A 15,414-nucleotide genomic window follows, 5' to 3' on the forward strand; every position below is an offset into this window, starting at 1 on the left:
GTTTACCCTTTCATCCGTGCGGTCACAGCCGCAGTTACCGACTTGGCATCCGCCTTATAGCCCATCGAACCCAGGATTTCCTTAGCGGCATCCTTGGAGACGGCTTTGACGCTGTCGACAGCTCCGGCGCGGATCTCAGCGATCGCGGCTTCGCTTTCGGCAGCTTTGGCCGAGATCTCAGCATCTGCCTTGGCAGCAGCTGCATCCAGATCCGCCTGAATATCAGCGCGCGCTTCAGCAACAATCTTGTTTGCTTCTGCACGGGCGTCAGCCAGGGCCTTGTTGTAAGCTTCTTCGGCTTCGACAGCCTTCTGCTTCAGCTCTTCGGCAGCAGCCAGATCGTTGGTGATCGTGCCCTGACGTTCAGACAGCACAGCCTCGATACGGGGCAGAGCAATCTTGGTCAGGACGAAGTAGATCACGACCAGCGTTACCACGAGCCAGAAAATCTGGTTCCCGAAGGTCGAGAAGTCCAGTTGCGGCATGCCAGCGGCTTCTGCGCCACCGTGTGCTGCTTCTGTGCTTTGTGTGTTACTTGCCATGTCTTAAGTCCTCTGGAACCGAGTTACTTGGGGCGAAACGCTGACGCCTCGCCCCGGCGTAAGGATGGTTCAGGTCTTAGACAGCAAACATCAGCAGCAGAGCGACCAGGAACGAGAAGATGCCCAGGGCTTCTGCAAATGCGATACCGATGAACAGGGTCGCGGTCTGAGCGGCAGCTGCCGACGGGTTGCGCAGAGCACCGGCCAGGAAGTTACCAGCAACGTGGCCTACACCGATAGCGGCGGCACCCGAACCGATAGCTGCCAGACCTGCACCGATGAATTGACCCATTTGAGCGATATTGCCTTCCATTGTGATTTCTCCTTACGTTGGAATGCTTGAATTAGGATTGGTTAGCGGGCTGCAACCGTCTTAGTGCGACGGATGCAGAGCGTCTTTCAGGTATACGCAGGTCAGGATGGTGAACACGTAGGCCTGGATGAAGGCTACGAGCACTTCCAGTGCGTAGACGGCCGAGATGGCCAGAATCGGCAGGAAGCTGAACATGCCCAGGGCAGCAGCGAAGCCGGCGAATACTTTGATAACCGCGTGGCCAGCCATCACGTTACCAGCCAAACGAATGGAGTGGCTGACGGGGCGCACGAAGTACGAAATCAGTTCGATAACCGCCAGGATCGGGCGCAGCGCCAGCGGAGCGGACGAGACCCAGAACAGACCCAGGAAGCCAGCGCCGTTCTTGACGAAGCCCAGCACGGTTACGAAGACGAACACGATCATGGCCAGAACAGCGGTCACAGCGATGTGGCTGGTGGCGGTGAACGAGGTCGGGATCAGACCCAGGAAGTTGGCGAACAAGATGAACATGAACAAGGTCATGATGCCGGGGAAGTATTTCACAGCGTCGTTACCGGCCACGTCCTCAACCATCTTATAGACAAAGCCGTATGCCATTTCGGCAACCGACTGGCTGCGGTTCGGCACGATTGCGCGGCCGCTCGAGCCAACAACCAGCATCAGCACGATACCGATGATTGCCAGAACCATCCACAAGGTCTGGTTGGTCACCGTGAACATGCCCAGTTTGCCGTCACCAAACAGCGGTTTGATTTCGAACTGATCCATCGGGTGGATGGCCAGGCCAGGATGTGCAGGCGAGAACAGCACGCCCGACAGCAGAACCACTGCCAGAACGGCAAAGAATGCAATCTTGATGATCGGGCCTGCACCCTGTTTTGCGCCTTGTTCAGCCACGTTCCTATCCCTCTTTCTTGTCAGAAGCCTGCGCCTTCGACGCATCCTCTGCTTTCTTCTGCATCTGGGCCGCAGTTCCCAGCATGACCTTCATGCCTGCCGCGAAGCCCAACAATATGAACAGCACCATGAATATCGGCTTGGTCCCAAAAAGACTGTCCAGCCCGTATCCGATGCCAAAGCCGATCACCAGACCGACTGTAAGCTCTATGACCATCTGCCAAGCGAACGATGCTTGGTTATAGGCCTCGTCTCCGGTTTTCTTTTCGTCCTCTTCCCCTTTCGCCGCTTGGATGCGGGCGTCGAGCTCTTTTAAGCGCTCGGGATCGGGGGTGTCGGGCACGAATATTCCTCCGGTGACAGTTAGGGCATGTGCTAAGGGGTAGGGGGCAATGAGTCAACGACGTTTAGCGCCAACACGTGAGACTTTAAGATGCTGATATTATTACACTTTAATATCAACGTAAATTCAGCGCAGCCCCAGCGGCACCCTCATACCCCAGATTCCGGCCAATTGCGTTTATTTAACCGATTGGTTGACGATTGATTGCGTGCACCCTAGGCCCATAGACATGGAAACCCGCCTTGATCTTGTCTTCGCCGCCCTGTCCGACCCGACACGCCGTGCCATTCTGACCATGCTTCTGGAAGATGACATGGCGGTCACTGATGTGGCCGAACCGTTCGAGATGTCGCTGGCTGCGATCTCGAAACACCTGACGATCCTGTCGCGTGCGGGTTTGATCGCGCAGGAAAAGCGCGGTCGGGTGAAATGGTGCAAGCTGGATCCCGGCGCGCTGCGTGAGGCATCCGTCTGGATGCAGGGGTTTGGGCAGTTCGAGCCGGTCAATCTGGATGCGTTTGAGCGGTTCTTGGAAGAAGAGCTGCGCGATGACAGTATTTAATCCGGCAAGCTGACCGCAGGATCTGTCGCCGCCCAATTCTTGGCAGCCTCTTTAAGCCATGTCAGCACGGCCTGAACTTTCGCCGTGCGATGCAGATCAACATGCGTCACCAGCCAGAACTCTGACCGCCATTCTGGCTGTGGCGGCATGATCTCGATCAGCTCTGGGTGTTCACCGCGCACCGCGAATCCGACACCCGCGCCTGACAGCAATGCCTGCTGCATCGACACATCATCAGTTACACGGAAAGTGACATTTTCCTCTGGGATGCTTTTTGCCATCCAACGCGCAAAGGGTGCACGTGAATGTATGTCATCCCCTCCGATAAACCTGTGCTTGTCCAACGTATCCTCGGTCGGCATCCCATAACGCTCTACATATTCCGGCGACACATAGAGCGAGAGGTCCATGTGCAGAAACCGCTGCGCCACGTTGTCGGGCTCTTGCGGGGCTTGGCCTGCGCGGATCGCCACATGAGCTTCACCATATTCCAGCCGGAACAGACGCAACCCGGTACGCAAACGGATCGAGGTATTCGGGTGCGCGTGCTGGAACGCCGCCAGAACCGGGGTCAGTCGCGGGGAGAATGAGGCAAGCGCCGTGACAACAACGTCGCCCGAGACATCCTCGCCCTGCCCTTTCAGCCGTGTTCCCAACTGTGCAAACTGCTCTTCGGTGGTCGAAGCGATGCGTGCCAGATCTACCCCGGCCTCGGTTGGGGTATATCCCCGCGCATGGCGCTGGAACAATTTCACACCCATCCGCGCCTCGAGCGAATCTACATGCCGGATCACCGTGGCATGGTGGATGCCCAGGCTGTCCGCCGCCCCGCTGACGGTGCCAGCGCGTGCCACATGAAAGGCCGTGCGAATTTCGTCCCAATGGTCCATGCGATCCCCTTGTTTTCCGATATGTGCATTTTCACACATATTCTGTTGATTTACCCAGATTGCGTTTGGAAATGCAAGATCACACATTCCCCTCAACAGACACAAACACACTCGGAGACATCCAATGCATATCCTTCGTATCGACAGCTCGACCCGCACCGACACCTCGCTTTCGCGCAAGCTGGCAGATGACGTTCTGGCCCATTATGCGGACGCCACCGTCACCACCCGCAATCTGGGCGAGGGCATCCCGCATATCGACGCTGACTTCACCCGCGCGACCTTCACCCCGCCCGAAGCGCGCAGCGACGCAGATAACGCCGCCCTTGCCCTGTCGGACGAAATCGTGGCCGAAGTTCAGGCCGCCGACCTGATCGTGATTTCGATGCCGGTCTACAACTTCTCAGTCCCCTCGACCCTGAAAGCCTGGATCGACCAACTGGCCCGCGTCGGCGTGACCTTCCAGTATACTGAGACCGGCCCGGTTGGCCTGCTGGAAGACAAACGCGTGATCGTGGTCAGTGCTTCGGGTGGCACACCGGTTGGTGCGCCATACGAATTCGCCTCGCCTTTCCTGACCCATGTTTTCGGGTTTCTGGGCCTGACAGACGTGTCCTTCGTGGGTGCGGCTGGCGAAGCAGGCCTAGCCGAGGCCGAACAAGCCATTCAGGCGCTCGCCGCCTAAGGCCTCGCATATAACAAGACATGAAACGGGGCCGTCTTCGGTCCCGTTTTTGCCTGCGCCGCACCGCATGGACAGCCTGCGCAATTGCAGGCAAGCTTTCTATATGTGTGGAAGACTGATCGCAGGCGAGATGACGCAGGCCCAGATGGCGGCCATTATCGAAGGGTTCATCTACCCTAGTCGCTCGGTCGTGATAGCCAGCGACGCACCCCCGGCCGCGACCGGATATAATGTGAAGCCTACCCAACAGGTAAACATCCTGTTCCCACAGGGGGGAAACCTGATCGCCTCGACCGCGCGCTGGTGGTTGGTGCCGCATTGGTTCAAAGGTCCTGCGGAAGAGTGGAAAGCCACCACTTTCAATGCCAAGATCGAAACCGCGCACGAAAAGCCGACCTTTCGCGAAGCTTGGTACCATGCCCGCTGTGTGATCCCCGCTTTGGGATATTATGAATGGAGCGGTCCGAAATCGGATCGCCAGCCCAACTACATCTCTTTGCAGCAAAACGATCCGCTAACGCTGTTTGCCGGGTTGCGTAGCACCTTGGCTGATGGGTGCGAGACCTGCACCATCCTGACGCGCCCAGCCCTGCCCGAGATCCACGACCTGCACCCACGCATGCCTGTTCTGCTATCAGCAGACGAGGCGGCGCAGTGGATGGATCATTCTGCCCCAGACGAGGAGATCCGCGCGGCATTCGGCACCCATTGGACGGGACGTTTCCAAACCCACCAAGTCGCAAAATTCGGAATGAAAGATGACGGCCCGCGGCTGATCGAACCCGTCGGCACCGGCAGTTTCGATTTCAGGGACTGATACAAAAAAGCCGCGCAGATCGCTCTGCGCGGCTCTGGGATTATCTGTGAAGCCTAAGCTTACATGCCAAGCGCTGCTTTGATCTGATCCAGAGCGGCCTGAAGCAGAACTGGATTACTGGCAGCCGCATCAGCTGCCGCTTTCAGGGCCGTCTTGGTGGCGTCATCCAGCGACGAAGCGTCGATCAGAGCGCCGACCTTGGCAGCGTCAAACCCTTCGGGGGTCAGCAGCTCTGCCGCCATTGTGTCGTCGGCCACTGCTGCGGGAGCTTCTTCAGCTACGGCTTCGGCAGTTTCACCAGTCACGGTTGCGGCGGCATCTTCCACGGCGCCAGTTACGGCTTCGGTCGCGGCTTCGGTCGCAGCGCCCAGCGCCTCGGTCACTGCATCGCTTTCACCAACAATGCCCGTCACCGCGTCGCCAACAGCTTCCATCGCACCTTTAACGGCGGTGGTTGCAGCTTCGGTGGCCGCAGCAGCGGCAGCTTCGGCGGCAGCCGCTGCTGCTTCAGCGGCGGCCTCGGCGGCGGCGGCTTCCTCGGCGGCTTTGGCCTCAGCTTCAGCTTTGGCAGCCGCTTCGGCAGCGGCGGCTTCTTCGGCAGCTTTGGCTTCAGCAGCCGCAACAGCCGCAGCTTCTTCGGCAGCGATCTTAGCCTGATTACCTTCGTACCACTTGTAGCCGCCAAAGCCGGCAGCAATCACAACCAAAACTGCGATAATGGATTTGTTCATGTCGACATCCTCAATTCGTTATCCACACAAGACCGATGGGTCGGCCTTGTCCTCGCCACGCGATGTGCGTGCTTCGCGCTGAAGGCGCAAGGGGAGTTTCTTGGTTTCGGCGTCAAAACGCTTAGAAAAGCCAAACTATCGGGTTGAAAGCAGCGCGGCGCGCCTTTACCTTTCGCCTCCATAGTTTAGCGAAACGACAGAAGGAATGGCACCATAGCCCGCAGACCTCATAACGCGCCCCCGACGCGCGACACCGGCCCCCGCATCAACGAACGCATCCGGGCCCCGGAAATCCGCCTGATTGGCGCCGACGGCGAGAACGTTGGGGTAGTTCCCCCGGCGCGCGGCCTTGCATTGGCGCAAGAAGCGGGTCTGGATATGGTCGAGATCTCGCCCAACGCCAATCCCCCTGTCTGCAAGATCATGGACTTCGGCAAGTTCAAATATGAACAGCAGAAGCGCGAATCTGAAGCACGCAAAAAGCAAAAGACGATCGAGGTCAAAGAGGTCAAGTTCCGCCCGAACACCGACACCCATGACTATGACGTCAAGATGCGCAATGTGGTGAAGTTCCTGGAAAAGGGCGACAAGGTTAAAGTGACCCTGCGCTTCCGTGGCCGTGAGATGGCCCACCAGAACCTTGGCCGCGAGCTGCTGCTGCGCGTGGCAGAAGACATCAAGGAACTGGGCAAGGTGGAAAACATGCCCAAGATGGAAGGCCGCCAGATGGTCATGATGATCGGCCCGCTGCCGAAATAATCCCATCAGACACTACTTTTGAAAACGCCCTGCTTTCGCAGGGCGTTTTTTGTTGCGGCCCAATCACTGCCTATTTCTGGATGCTCTCCAGATAGTAGACAAGCGACAGGATGCGCCCACGCACCTCGTAAACAGCGCTGAGATCGCGTTCCAACCCGCTTCCGGCATCCGCCGAGAACTGATCGCCCCATACTGGCATGTCCGATCCGTGCGCCATCACACCAGAGCGACCATCAACCATATGGACCACCTTTAAGAAGGGAAACTGTCCGTCGTTTCTTTGGGCAATGGTTGTCAGATCAGGGACACTCATACTGAGCACATCGCCCAAGGGGCCGTTCCCGTCCGCCTGCACGCCATGGCAAGATGCGCAGTAGCTTCGGAATTGCTCTTCTCCTGGCGCGTCAGCGAATGCGGACTGTGCTAACAACCCGCTCGCAAAAGTGATCGTCGCGGCGAGTTTTGGTAAATACTTCAACATGATCCGTCCTCCTCATCGTTCGCGCGACGCTGGATTCAGCGGTTCATGGGCTTTCTTCACCCGTATAGACTTTAGCACAGCTTAACGCGTGCACCTTGATTCAGGACAAGTCAGGGTACCTGCGCCTTCAGCTAAGCGGTCGACGATGCCGCGCCACAAGCTCGGCCATGATCGAGACCGCAATTTCCGCTGGCCCCAAGGCACCGATATCCAGCCCGACCGGGCCGTGGATTCGCCGCAGGTCTTCTGGGCCGTAGCCGCGCGCGGACAGGCGTTCCAGCCGCTGCCCTTGTGTACGGCGTGATCCAAGCGCGCCGATATAGAACGCGTCCGAGGCAAACCCGGCCTCAAGCGCAGGATCGTCAATCTTGGGATCATGAGCCAGCGTCACAATAGCCGTACGATGATCGACGCCGATCTGGGGCAGGACATCATCGGGATAGTCTTCATATATGGTCACATCTGGAAAGCGGTCCTGCGTCGCAAACGCGCCGCGCGGGTCGATCAGTACGATGTCGAACCCGACGATCTGCGCCATGGGGATCAACGCCTGTGCAACGTGGACAGCCCCGGCAATGATCAGACGCAGAGGCGGCTCGTGAGGATGGATATAGAGCCCGCTATGAATGCCGATCTCGGCCTCGGTGTCGCCGGGCGCTCGCAAGCAGCGCGCCCAGCCGTCTAGCGTCACCTCATAGACGATGCGCGTGCGTGTCGATCGGGCGGCCACCAGCTCTTCCAGCATCGCAATCGGCAGACCGTGGCCTGCACCATGCCCCTCACCCACCGGTTCGACCAACACCTTGATCTCGCCCCCGCAGGCCAACCCCGCCGAGAACGCATCGTCGCCGGACACCCCAAACTCCAGCAGAACTGGCAGGCCAGTGCGCAACGCCTCTTGCGCCTCAATCACCACCGCGCCCTCGACACACCCCCCCGAGACCGAGCCTTCGATCGCGCCGCTGTCAGCGATCAGCATCTGGCTGCCGGTCGGGCGCGGTGCACTGCCCCATGTGGACACGACCGTGGCGATGGCCACCTGTCGGCCTTGGGCAATCCAGTCCAGCGCCAATTCGGGAATGCGGTCGAAGGAGGATAGGGGGTGAGTCACGGCAACCTCATATTTCGCTTCGAGCGAATGTGGGCATTCCCCGCGCCCCACGCAAGAGAAAGGGCCGCACAAGGCGGCCCGTTTCGCTAGATTGTGCCGGTCGGTTTACTCGGCAGGGGCCGGAACAGCTTCGCCGCGCGGCGCTTCCGGAACCGCAAAAGCTACGGCGACAAAGATCAGGCCAAGAACGATGCCCAGCACGTCACCCGGCAGAGCCATCAGGCCATCATATTTGGCGCCCGGTACGGTGCCCAGCGTCACCTTGCCGCCAGCGATGGCGTCAAGCATGCCGGTCGCTTTCACCGTCGGGTAGGTAATCATGTAGGCCGCCGCGCCCAGCAGGCCGCCAAGGATAAAAAACAGCGCATCCTTGCGACCCGTCGCCGCCGCGCAGACGCCCGTGCCGGGGCAGAAGCCCGACAGCGCCCAGCCCGCGCCCAACAGCAGGCCACCCACAAATACGCCTACATAAGCGGTTTTGACCGACATGTGACCCACATCAACAAGGCCCGCCATCTGGCCGCCAAACATCAGGATCGAGCCGACTCCGATCGCCAACAGGATGGCTTTCATCAGGCCCAGAGAGCGCAGGCTCAGCATGCGGATCAGGACCGTGGGGTTAGTGGCGCCGATGCGATCAAGGACGAAGCCAAAAAGCGCACCGATAACAAGAGCAAGTACAATCTGCATGGCTTATCCTTTCTTATACATCATCATGGCGACAGGCACCGCCGCCGCAAAAGCGCCCGCAGCAAAGATGTAGCCCGACAGAGCGGTCTGCATCATGCCCGACATCATATGGCCCGAGGTACAGCCCCCCGCCAGACGTGCGCCATAGAGCACGACGAAACCGCCGACAAAGGCGATGGCGTAGCGCTTGATCGGCGTGTCTCCGAAATTGGCATAGTGGATTGCGGGCAGCTTGTTTTCGTCCGCGCCATTGCCGCCGCGCATCATGGCTGACAGGAACGCGCCGACCATCATCGCGATCACGAAGATGAAGCTATAGTTCAGCGGATTCGCGACCGACTTGGCGTATTTGCCGCCGGATTTCGCCAGATAGGCGTTGGTGGACGTATAGCCATCGTCGGTTTTTGTCACCAGTTCCGGGTTCACGACATCCGCAACGATCCCATCAAGGATCACGAATTGCGTCGATACCCCGATGGGTTTGACCAAGAGGACAGCAAGGAAGAACACAAGGCCCAGCGCCACCCCTCCGATTTTCCAGTTCAGCGTCATGGGACACCTCCTTCGCATTCATTTATACGAATATGTATCATTGTAAACGATATGAATGTCAAGTCACGGCGCATCGAAACGCGGTTAAACCGGCTTTAACCAAACGGACCCCATGCTGGGTTCATGAAACAGATTCGCACCCCCCTGACCGGAACGCCCCTCGTCCTGCCGCAGGCCAGCCACCCGTGTGGCACAGCGCAAGACATGCCCCTTCACCCCACCGACGAACTCGCTCAGATCCGGGCCGAGCTGAAACACCTGCGCCAACGTGAAGGCGAGTTGCGCCGCTTCTTTCGCGAGGACGCGCAGGAACAGGATTGCGGCGGCGCTGCACATGATGTCTCTGTGATCGCGCATAAAAAGCGGGTGTTTGATCCGTCAAAGCTGCCGCAATCCATTCGGACCAATCCCAGATTCTCTCGCAGCGAACTGCGCACATTGATCTCGATAATCGAGAAGCCCAATCAGGCACTCACGGGGCAATCCTTGCCCCTGTGACACGCTTTCCTCTGGACCATACCGGCAGGGCTGCGCTATGCCATGCCCCGATGACCCAGACACTTACGATCCGCCGCCCCGACGACTGGCACCTGCATCTGCGCGATGGCGAGATGCTAAAGACCGTCCTGCCCGAAACCGCGCGCCACTTTGCCCGCGCCATCATCATGCCGAACCTTGTTCCGCCGGTGGTGACCAAGACCGATGCAGCCGCCTATCGCGAGCGCATTTTGGCCGCCCTACCCGACGGCATGTCGTTCGATCCCCTGATGACACTGTACCTGACCGAGGACACGGATCCGGAAGATCTGGCTGCTGCGCACGCATCAGGCCTGATCACCTCGGTGAAACTGTATCCTGCCGGGGCCACGACGAATTCCTCCAGCGGCGTGCAGAACTTTGACAAGGTACGCCCGGTGTTAGAGAAAATGGCCGAGATCGGCTGCCCCCTCTGTGTCCACGGCGAAGTCACCGACCGTGACATCGACATCTTCGACCGCGAAGCCGTGTTCATCGACCGCGTGCTGGATCCGATCCGCCGCGCCACGCCCGATCTGCGCGTGGTGATGGAGCACATCACTACCAAGGACGGCGCCGACTACGTCAAAGCGAACGAGACCAATTTGGGCGCAACCATCACCGTCCAGCACCTGATCCTTGACCGCAACGACATGCTGGTCGGTGGCATGCGTCCACATTATTACTGCCTGCCGATCCTGAAGCGCAGCGAACACCGTGAGGCGCTGATTGCAGCAGCCACGTCTGGCGATCAACGCTTTTTCCTTGGCACCGACAGCGCACCGCACCCGACCCACGCCAAGGAAAGCGAATGCTGCTCGGCCGGCTGCTTCACCGCGCCCAACGCCCTGTCGATCTTGGCCCACGCGTTCGAAGCCGAAGGTGCACTGGACAAGCTGGAAGGCTTCACCTCGCTGCACGGCCCCGCCTTCTATGGCCTGCCGGTGAACGAAGACACCATCACGCTTACTAAGGTCGACGAACCCGTCACCTATCCCGCAACATTGCCCGCTGGCGACCACACCGTCACCACTTTTGACCCCGGCTTCCCGCTGCACTGGCGCGTCGACGCCTGACCCACCTTAACGAGGACCGCTGCCCATGATCCCCTCCACTTTCCCCGCGAAAGAAGAAATCGCCCGCCTGACCGCCCGGATGCTTCTGGAAATCGGCGCTGTGAACTTCAACACAGACGAACCGTTCACGCTGGCCTCGGGCCTGCCCAGCCCCAGCTATATCGACTGCCGCAAGCTGATCAGCTTCCCGCGCATCCGTTCGACGCTGATGGATTTCATGACAGTCACGATCATGCGCGAAGCAGGCTTCGAAGCCTTCGACAACATCGCCGGTGGCGAAACCGCAGGCATCCCCTTCGGCGCTTGGGTCGCCGAACGTTTGGCCCTGCCCATGACGTATGTGCGCAAGAAGCCCAAGGGCTACGGCAAAAACGCCCGCATCGAGGGTGCGATGGATGACAGCCAGCGCGTTCTGCTGGTCGAGGATCTGACCACCGATGGCGGCTCGAAACTGTCCTTCGTGGACGCGATTCGCGACACCGGTGCGACCTGTGGCGCCACCGCCGTGATCTTCTATTACGACATCTTCCCTGAGACAGAAAAAACCCTGTCCGATCATGGCGTTCAGCTGATCCACCTCTGCACCTGGTGGGATGTGTTGGCGGAGGCCAAGGCGCAGGGCGTGTTCTCGGCCGAAACGCTGGACGAAGTCGAGCGCTTCCTGAAGGATCCCCGCGCATGGCAAGCCGAGCGAATGAACGCCTAAATCACCACTACATTCAGGTGTGATTTTGCGGGGCCCTACCAAATATGGTAGGGTTCTGCAGACCTTACTTATCCACAAGTTACTCACAGAAACATACATTTTGCGTCGGCACGCCCGAACACGTAAAACAGCGGCCTAAGGACAGGTGGCGATGAACGAGATCAGCAATATCCAGCAAGGTGCAGCATCGGGCGAGGCCGAGGTGCAGGATAGCCTGCCCCACCACATCGAAGCCGAACAGCAGCTTCTGGGTGCCATCCTGACCAATAACGACGTGTTCGACCGCGTCGCCTCGATCATCAATGCCGGTCATTTCTACGAACCCGTCCATGCCCGTATCTGGGACATCGCCGCCAGCCGGATTTCCAAAAACGCACTGGCCAGCCCGGTCACGCTGAAGGCGTTCATGGAAGACGACGAGGGTCTGAAAGAACTGGGCGGCCCGGCCTATCTGGCGCGCCTTGCAGGTGCTGCGATTTCCAGCTTCGCCGCACGCGACTATGCGCAGATGATCTATGACCTCGCCATCCGGCGTGAACTGATCCAGCTGGGTCAGGACATCGCAGCCAAGGCACAAAAGGTCGACATCTCGTCCGAGCCGAAAGAACAAATCGTCGAGGCCGAACAGGCGCTTTATAAGCTGGGCGAAGCAGGCCAGACCGAAAGCGGTTTCCAAAGCTTCCTGAAAGCGGTGACCGAGGCCGTTCAGGTCGCCAACGCCGCCTACCAACGTGAAGGTGGGATGGCCGGGATCTCGACCGGTCTTATGGATATGGACGGAAAACTGGGCGGCCTTCACCCGTCTGACCTTCTGATCCTCGCGGGTCGTCCCTCGATGGGGAAAACGTCATTGGCCACCAACATCGCCTTCAACGTGGCCAAAGCCTATAAAAAGGGCACTAAGCCTGATGGGACAGAGGGCGCGATTTCCGGCGGGGTCGTCGGATTCTTCTCGCTCGAGATGTCAGCCGAACAGCTGGCGGGCCGTATCTTGGCCGAAGCGTCCGAGATCTCGTCCCACAAAATCCGTCAGGGTGACATGGACGAAAACGAATTCCGCCGTTTCGTTCAAGCCGCCAAAGACCTGGAAAGCTGCCCGCTGTTCATCGACGACACACCTGCGCTGCCGATCAGCCAGCTGGCAGCCCGCGCCCGTCGCTTGAAACGGACCCACGGGCTGGACCTGTTGATCATCGACTATCTGCAGCTGTGTCGCGGCATGTCGGATAACCGCGTGAACGAGATTGCCGAGATCTCGATGGGCATGAAAGCCATCGCCAAGGAACTGAACATCCCAGTGATCGCGCTGTCCCAGCTGTCGCGTCAGGTGGAAAGCCGCGACGATAAACGCCCGCAACTGTCAGACCTACGTGAATCGGGCTCGATCGAGCAGGACGCCGATGTCGTCATGTTCGTGTTCCGCGAGGAATACTATAAGGAACGCGAAAAACCGGGCGATCACGAGCTTGACCGCATGGCCGCGTGGCAGGACGAAATGTCCAGCCTGCACGGCAAGGCCGAAGTTATCATTGGCAAGCAGCGTCACGGTCCCATCGGCACGGTGGAACTGTCCTTCGAAGCGCAGTTCACCCGTTTCGGCAATCTGGTCAAAGCGTGGCAACAAGGATCGGGCGACGGGTTCTGATCCTCACGGACGTGCCCCTTAACGATAATAGCGCGTCACCATCTGGTAGTCCTTACGCGGGCCGGACACAGTCCAGACGGACTGCCAAAAGGGCCAAGCGCTGAAATCATAGGACACATTGTACTGATCCGGATCGCACCAATGCCGGTCTTCAGGGCGACCCTCGGTCAGATCGAAAGTATGGAAGTCGCGACCGTCCTCGAACAACACCTGAATGCGCCCGTCGGACGCTTGGCGCCAGTGATAGACCCGGCTGGCCGCAAAGCTGGCGCCGGTGTCGGTCATCAGAACCCCGTCCTCACGATAAAGCAGCCCTTCGAGTTCCGGCGAAAGCAGCGCGGTGCCAGTCAGGCGATGCGTGGCGCCCCCTGCCTCGACAATCTCGCGTTCAATGCGCCATTCCCCCAGAAAATCCGTGAATCTCACCCAGATCACCCCTTTTTCGTCGCAAACATGGGGCCCGCGCGCCCATTCCCGGCACGCTTCCCTTGTTCGCTGCATCGCGGCAGTTTATGAGAAGCGCGACTGCCAACCAAACGAAAAAGGCTCCGCCGATGATCCCTCGTTATGCCCGCCCCGATATGGTCGCCATCTGGTCGCCCGAAACCAAGTTCAAAATCTGGTACGAGATCGAGGCGCATGCCTGCGACGCCATGGCCGATCTGGGCGTGATTCCGCGTGAAAACGCGGATGCCGTCTGGAAAGCCAAGGATGTCGAGTTCGACGTGGCCCGCATCGACGAAATCGAAGCCGTCACCAAACATGACGTCATCGCCTTCCTGACCCACTTGGCTGAACATGTTGGCTCGGAAGAAGCTCGCTTCGTACACCAGGGCATGACCTCGTCCGACGTTCTGGACACCTGCCTGAACGTGCAGCTGGTCCGCGCCGCTGACCTGCTGCTGGTCGGCATGGACAAAGTACTGGCCGCGCTGAAGAAGCGTGCACTGGAGCACAAGGACACTGTTCGCGTCGGCCGCTCGCACGGCATTCACGCCGAACCCACCACCATGGGCCTGACCTTCGCGCGTTTCTACGCCGAGATGGACCGCAACAAGAACCGTCTGGAGAAAGCCCGCTGGGAAGTCGCCACCGGTGCGATCTCGGGTGCGGTTGGCACCTTCGCCAACATCGACCCCGCCGTGGAAGAGCACGTCTGCGAAAAGCTGGGCCTGCGCCCCGAGCCGATCAGCACGCAGGTCATCCCACGTGACCGCCACGCCATGTTCTTCGCCACTCTGGGCGTGATCGCCTCATCGATCGAAAACATCGCCGTCGAGATCCGCCACATGCAGCGTACCGAGGTTCTGGAAGGCGCCGAGTTCTTCTCGATGGGCCAGAAGGGCTCGTCGGCGATGCCGCACAAGAAGAACCCGGTTCTGACCGAGAACCTGACCGGTCTGGCCCGTCTGGTCCGCATGACCGTCATCCCCGCCATGGAAAACGTGGCGCTGTGGCACGAGCGCGACATCTCGCACTCGTCGGTCGAGCGCGGCATCGGCCCGGACGCCACTGTCACTCTGGACTTCGCCCTGCACCGTCTGGCCGGTGTTATCGACAAAATGCTGATCTTCCCCGAGAACATGCTGGACAACATGAACAAATTCCCCGGTCTGGTCATGTCGCAACGCGTGCTGCTGGCTCTGACGCAGGCGGGCGTGTCGCGTGAAGACGCCTATTCGATGGTCCAGCGCAACGCGCTGAAAGTCTGGGAAGAACGTCTTGATTTCCGCGAGCTGCTTCTGGCGGACGACGCCGTTGTCGAGGCGCTTGGCGAAGATGGCATCAACGAAAAATTCGACATGGGTTACCACACCAAACATGTCGACACGATCTTCAAGCGGGTCTTCGGCGACAGCTGATCCGCGCTGAATTTGGGCGCTCCGCCCGTTTGTGCTACGATAGGGGCCTTCTGAACAGGAGGCCCCTATGCAATTCAAGACCCTGCTTTTCACGGTCCTGTTGGCTTTGATCCCAACTCTGTCCATCGCTGGCCAATGCAACCGTGGATCACACGAAGCTTCGACCTGTGCAGCCGGACAAGTTTGGAACGACAAGCTACAGGCTTGTATCGACGAGAAATCGGTCTGATCAG

At 59.3% G+C, this 15,414-nt stretch carries 21 protein-coding genes and 1 pseudogene; 10 read left to right on the forward strand and 12 right to left on the reverse strand.

Annotated elements, in window-relative coordinates; translation table 11 throughout:
• Window positions 1-2: 2 nt before the first annotated feature.
• The 4 genes from G0Q00_RS05570 to G0Q00_RS05585 form a co-directional block, all read right to left on the reverse strand.
• Window positions 3-542, reverse strand: coding sequence for a F0F1 ATP synthase subunit B' (locus G0Q00_RS05570; protein ID WP_163037145.1), 540 nt, complete (start codon window positions 540-542; stop codon window positions 3-5).
• Window positions 543-618: 76 nt separating this feature from the next.
• Window positions 619-855 (reverse strand): F0F1 ATP synthase subunit C, encoded by a 237-nt coding sequence (locus tag G0Q00_RS05575; protein WP_055188564.1) that lies wholly within the window; start codon window positions 853-855, stop codon window positions 619-621.
• Between the two features lie 60 nt (window positions 856-915).
• Window positions 916-1,719 (reverse strand): F0F1 ATP synthase subunit A, encoded by an 804-nt coding sequence (locus G0Q00_RS05580; protein WP_163038329.1) that lies wholly within the window; start codon window positions 1,717-1,719, stop codon window positions 916-918.
• Window positions 1,720-1,759: 40 nt separating this feature from the next.
• The gene (locus G0Q00_RS05585) at window positions 1,760-2,098 is read right to left on the reverse strand and encodes an AtpZ/AtpI family protein (RefSeq protein ID WP_163037147.1); all 339 of its coding nucleotides are present in this window, start codon (window positions 2,096-2,098) and stop codon (window positions 1,760-1,762) included.
• Between the two features lie 229 nt (window positions 2,099-2,327).
• Between G0Q00_RS05585 and G0Q00_RS05590 the strand changes: the two genes are divergently transcribed.
• Complete coding sequence (locus G0Q00_RS05590) at window positions 2,328-2,660, forward strand: helix-turn-helix transcriptional regulator (RefSeq protein ID WP_163037149.1); 333 nt, start codon at window positions 2,328-2,330, stop codon at window positions 2,658-2,660.
• On the opposite strand, the gene G0Q00_RS05595 is transcribed toward G0Q00_RS05590, so the two are convergent.
• Complete coding sequence (locus tag G0Q00_RS05595) at window positions 2,657-3,550, reverse strand: LysR family transcriptional regulator (RefSeq protein ID WP_163037151.1); 894 nt, start codon at window positions 3,548-3,550, stop codon at window positions 2,657-2,659. The genes G0Q00_RS05590 and G0Q00_RS05595 overlap by 4 nt on opposite strands.
• A gap of 124 nt (window positions 3,551-3,674) precedes the next feature.
• On the opposite strand from G0Q00_RS05595, the gene G0Q00_RS05600 reads away from it, so the two are divergent.
• Window positions 3,675-4,235 carry an FMN-dependent NADH-azoreductase gene (locus G0Q00_RS05600; protein ID WP_163037153.1) on the forward strand — a complete coding sequence of 187 codons (561 nt, stop codon included), beginning with the start codon at window positions 3,675-3,677 and terminating at the stop codon, window positions 4,233-4,235.
• A gap of 103 nt (window positions 4,236-4,338) precedes the next feature.
• Window positions 4,339-5,052: an SOS response-associated peptidase gene (locus tag G0Q00_RS05605; RefSeq protein WP_163037155.1), complete on the forward strand. Its 714-nt coding sequence runs from the start codon at window positions 4,339-4,341 to the stop codon at window positions 5,050-5,052.
• 59 nt (window positions 5,053-5,111) lie between these two features.
• On the opposite strand, the gene G0Q00_RS05610 is transcribed toward G0Q00_RS05605, so the two are convergent.
• Complete coding sequence (locus tag G0Q00_RS05610; RefSeq protein WP_163037157.1) at window positions 5,112-5,783, reverse strand: hypothetical protein; 672 nt, start codon at window positions 5,781-5,783, stop codon at window positions 5,112-5,114.
• Between the two features lie 213 nt (window positions 5,784-5,996).
• Between G0Q00_RS05610 and infC the strand changes: the two genes are divergently transcribed.
• Window positions 5,997-6,542 carry a translation initiation factor IF-3 gene (infC, locus tag G0Q00_RS05615; RefSeq protein WP_163038330.1) on the forward strand — a complete coding sequence of 182 codons (546 nt, stop codon included), beginning with the start codon at window positions 5,997-5,999 and terminating at the stop codon, window positions 6,540-6,542.
• Window positions 6,543-6,612: 70 nt separating this feature from the next.
• Here the strand turns inward: infC and G0Q00_RS15975 are convergent, their stop codons facing one another.
• From G0Q00_RS15975 to G0Q00_RS05635, 5 genes and pseudogenes are all read right to left on the reverse strand, one after another.
• Window positions 6,613-6,783, reverse strand: a complete 171-nt coding sequence (locus G0Q00_RS15975; RefSeq protein ID WP_370458558.1) for a hypothetical protein — start codon at window positions 6,781-6,783, stop codon at window positions 6,613-6,615.
• 12 nt (window positions 6,784-6,795) lie between these two features.
• Window positions 6,796-7,023, reverse strand: a pseudogene (locus G0Q00_RS15980) (cytochrome c); the annotation flags it as partial.
• Window positions 7,024-7,150: 127 nt separating this feature from the next.
• Window positions 7,151-8,134 (reverse strand): XdhC family protein, encoded by a 984-nt coding sequence (locus G0Q00_RS05625; protein WP_163037160.1) that lies wholly within the window; start codon window positions 8,132-8,134, stop codon window positions 7,151-7,153.
• A gap of 105 nt (window positions 8,135-8,239) precedes the next feature.
• On the reverse strand, window positions 8,240-8,824 hold the full coding sequence (locus G0Q00_RS05630; protein WP_163037162.1) for a DUF6691 family protein: 585 nt from the start codon (window positions 8,822-8,824) through the stop codon (window positions 8,240-8,242).
• A 3-nt stretch (window positions 8,825-8,827) separates the two neighbouring features.
• Complete coding sequence (locus G0Q00_RS05635) at window positions 8,828-9,376, reverse strand: YeeE/YedE thiosulfate transporter family protein (protein WP_163037164.1); 549 nt, start codon at window positions 9,374-9,376, stop codon at window positions 8,828-8,830.
• 123 nt (window positions 9,377-9,499) lie between these two features.
• Here G0Q00_RS05635 and G0Q00_RS05640 point away from each other — a divergent pair, with 123 nt between their 5' ends.
• The 4 genes from G0Q00_RS05640 to G0Q00_RS05655 all read left to right on the forward strand — a co-directional run bounded on the left by G0Q00_RS05640 (window position 9,500) and on the right by G0Q00_RS05655 (window position 13,319).
• Window positions 9,500-9,874 carry a hypothetical protein gene (locus G0Q00_RS05640; protein ID WP_163037166.1) on the forward strand — a complete coding sequence of 125 codons (375 nt, stop codon included), beginning with the start codon at window positions 9,500-9,502 and terminating at the stop codon, window positions 9,872-9,874.
• Window positions 9,875-9,924: 50 nt separating this feature from the next.
• Window positions 9,925-10,968, forward strand: coding sequence for a dihydroorotase (gene pyrC, locus G0Q00_RS05645; RefSeq protein WP_163037168.1), 1,044 nt, complete (start codon window positions 9,925-9,927; stop codon window positions 10,966-10,968).
• 25 nt (window positions 10,969-10,993) lie between these two features.
• Complete coding sequence (locus G0Q00_RS05650) at window positions 10,994-11,674, forward strand: orotate phosphoribosyltransferase (RefSeq protein WP_163037170.1); 681 nt, start codon at window positions 10,994-10,996, stop codon at window positions 11,672-11,674.
• A 151-nt stretch (window positions 11,675-11,825) separates the two neighbouring features.
• Window positions 11,826-13,319, forward strand: a complete 1,494-nt coding sequence (locus tag G0Q00_RS05655) for a replicative DNA helicase (RefSeq protein ID WP_163037172.1) — start codon at window positions 11,826-11,828, stop codon at window positions 13,317-13,319.
• An 18-nt stretch (window positions 13,320-13,337) separates the two neighbouring features.
• Here G0Q00_RS05655 and G0Q00_RS05660 read toward each other — a convergent pair whose 3' ends face one another.
• A complete protein-coding gene (locus G0Q00_RS05660; RefSeq protein WP_163037174.1) occupies window positions 13,338-13,745 on the reverse strand; it encodes a DUF6314 family protein in 408 nt (135 codons plus the stop codon).
• Window positions 13,746-13,873: 128 nt separating this feature from the next.
• Here G0Q00_RS05660 and purB point away from each other — a divergent pair, with 128 nt between their 5' ends.
• Window positions 13,874-15,181 carry an adenylosuccinate lyase gene (purB, locus tag G0Q00_RS05665; RefSeq protein ID WP_163037176.1) on the forward strand — a complete coding sequence of 436 codons (1,308 nt, stop codon included), beginning with the start codon at window positions 13,874-13,876 and terminating at the stop codon, window positions 15,179-15,181.
• A 67-nt stretch (window positions 15,182-15,248) separates the two neighbouring features.
• Entirely contained in the window at window positions 15,249-15,410 is a 162-nt protein-coding gene (locus G0Q00_RS05670; RefSeq protein WP_163037178.1) for a chitin-binding domain-containing protein, read from the forward strand.
• Window positions 15,411-15,414 lie beyond the last annotated feature (4 nt).

It is taken from the genome of Aliiroseovarius sp. PrR006, from assembly GCF_010500215.1.
In the GTDB taxonomy this organism is placed as follows: domain Bacteria; phylum Pseudomonadota; class Alphaproteobacteria; order Rhodobacterales; family Rhodobacteraceae; genus Aliiroseovarius.

Coding starts and splice junctions, on each gene's coding strand:
- G0Q00_RS05635 (WP_163037164.1), bottom strand. CDS start 9,376: ATGACGCTGAACTGGAAAATCGGAGGGGTGGCGCTGGGCCTTGTGTTC.
- G0Q00_RS05610 (WP_163037157.1), bottom strand. CDS start 5,783: ATGAACAAATCCATTATCGCAGTTTTGGTTGTGATTGCTGCCGGCTTT.
- G0Q00_RS05575 (WP_055188564.1), bottom strand. CDS start 855: ATGGAAGGCAATATCGCTCAAATGGGTCAATTCATCGGTGCAGGTCTG.
- purB (WP_163037176.1), top strand. CDS start 13,874: ATGATCCCTCGTTATGCCCGCCCCGATATGGTCGCCATCTGGTCGCCC.
- G0Q00_RS05600 (WP_163037153.1), top strand. CDS start 3,675: ATGCATATCCTTCGTATCGACAGCTCGACCCGCACCGACACCTCGCTT.
- G0Q00_RS05605 (WP_163037155.1), top strand. CDS start 4,339: ATGTGTGGAAGACTGATCGCAGGCGAGATGACGCAGGCCCAGATGGCG.
- G0Q00_RS05630 (WP_163037162.1), bottom strand. CDS start 8,824: ATGCAGATTGTACTTGCTCTTGTTATCGGTGCGCTTTTTGGCTTCGTC.
- G0Q00_RS05570 (WP_163037145.1), bottom strand. CDS start 542: ATGGCAAGTAACACACAAAGCACAGAAGCAGCACACGGTGGCGCAGAA.
- G0Q00_RS05595 (WP_163037151.1), bottom strand. CDS start 3,550: ATGGACCATTGGGACGAAATTCGCACGGCCTTTCATGTGGCACGCGCT.
- pyrC (WP_163037168.1), top strand. CDS start 9,925: ATGACCCAGACACTTACGATCCGCCGCCCCGACGACTGGCACCTGCAT.
- G0Q00_RS05655 (WP_163037172.1), top strand. CDS start 11,826: ATGAACGAGATCAGCAATATCCAGCAAGGTGCAGCATCGGGCGAGGCC.
- G0Q00_RS05650 (WP_163037170.1), top strand. CDS start 10,994: ATGATCCCCTCCACTTTCCCCGCGAAAGAAGAAATCGCCCGCCTGACC.
- G0Q00_RS05640 (WP_163037166.1), top strand. CDS start 9,500: ATGAAACAGATTCGCACCCCCCTGACCGGAACGCCCCTCGTCCTGCCG.
- G0Q00_RS05670 (WP_163037178.1), top strand. CDS start 15,249: ATGCAATTCAAGACCCTGCTTTTCACGGTCCTGTTGGCTTTGATCCCA.
- G0Q00_RS05590 (WP_163037149.1), top strand. CDS start 2,328: ATGGAAACCCGCCTTGATCTTGTCTTCGCCGCCCTGTCCGACCCGACA.
- G0Q00_RS15975 (WP_370458558.1), bottom strand. CDS start 6,783: ATGGTTGATGGTCGCTCTGGTGTGATGGCGCACGGATCGGACATGCCA.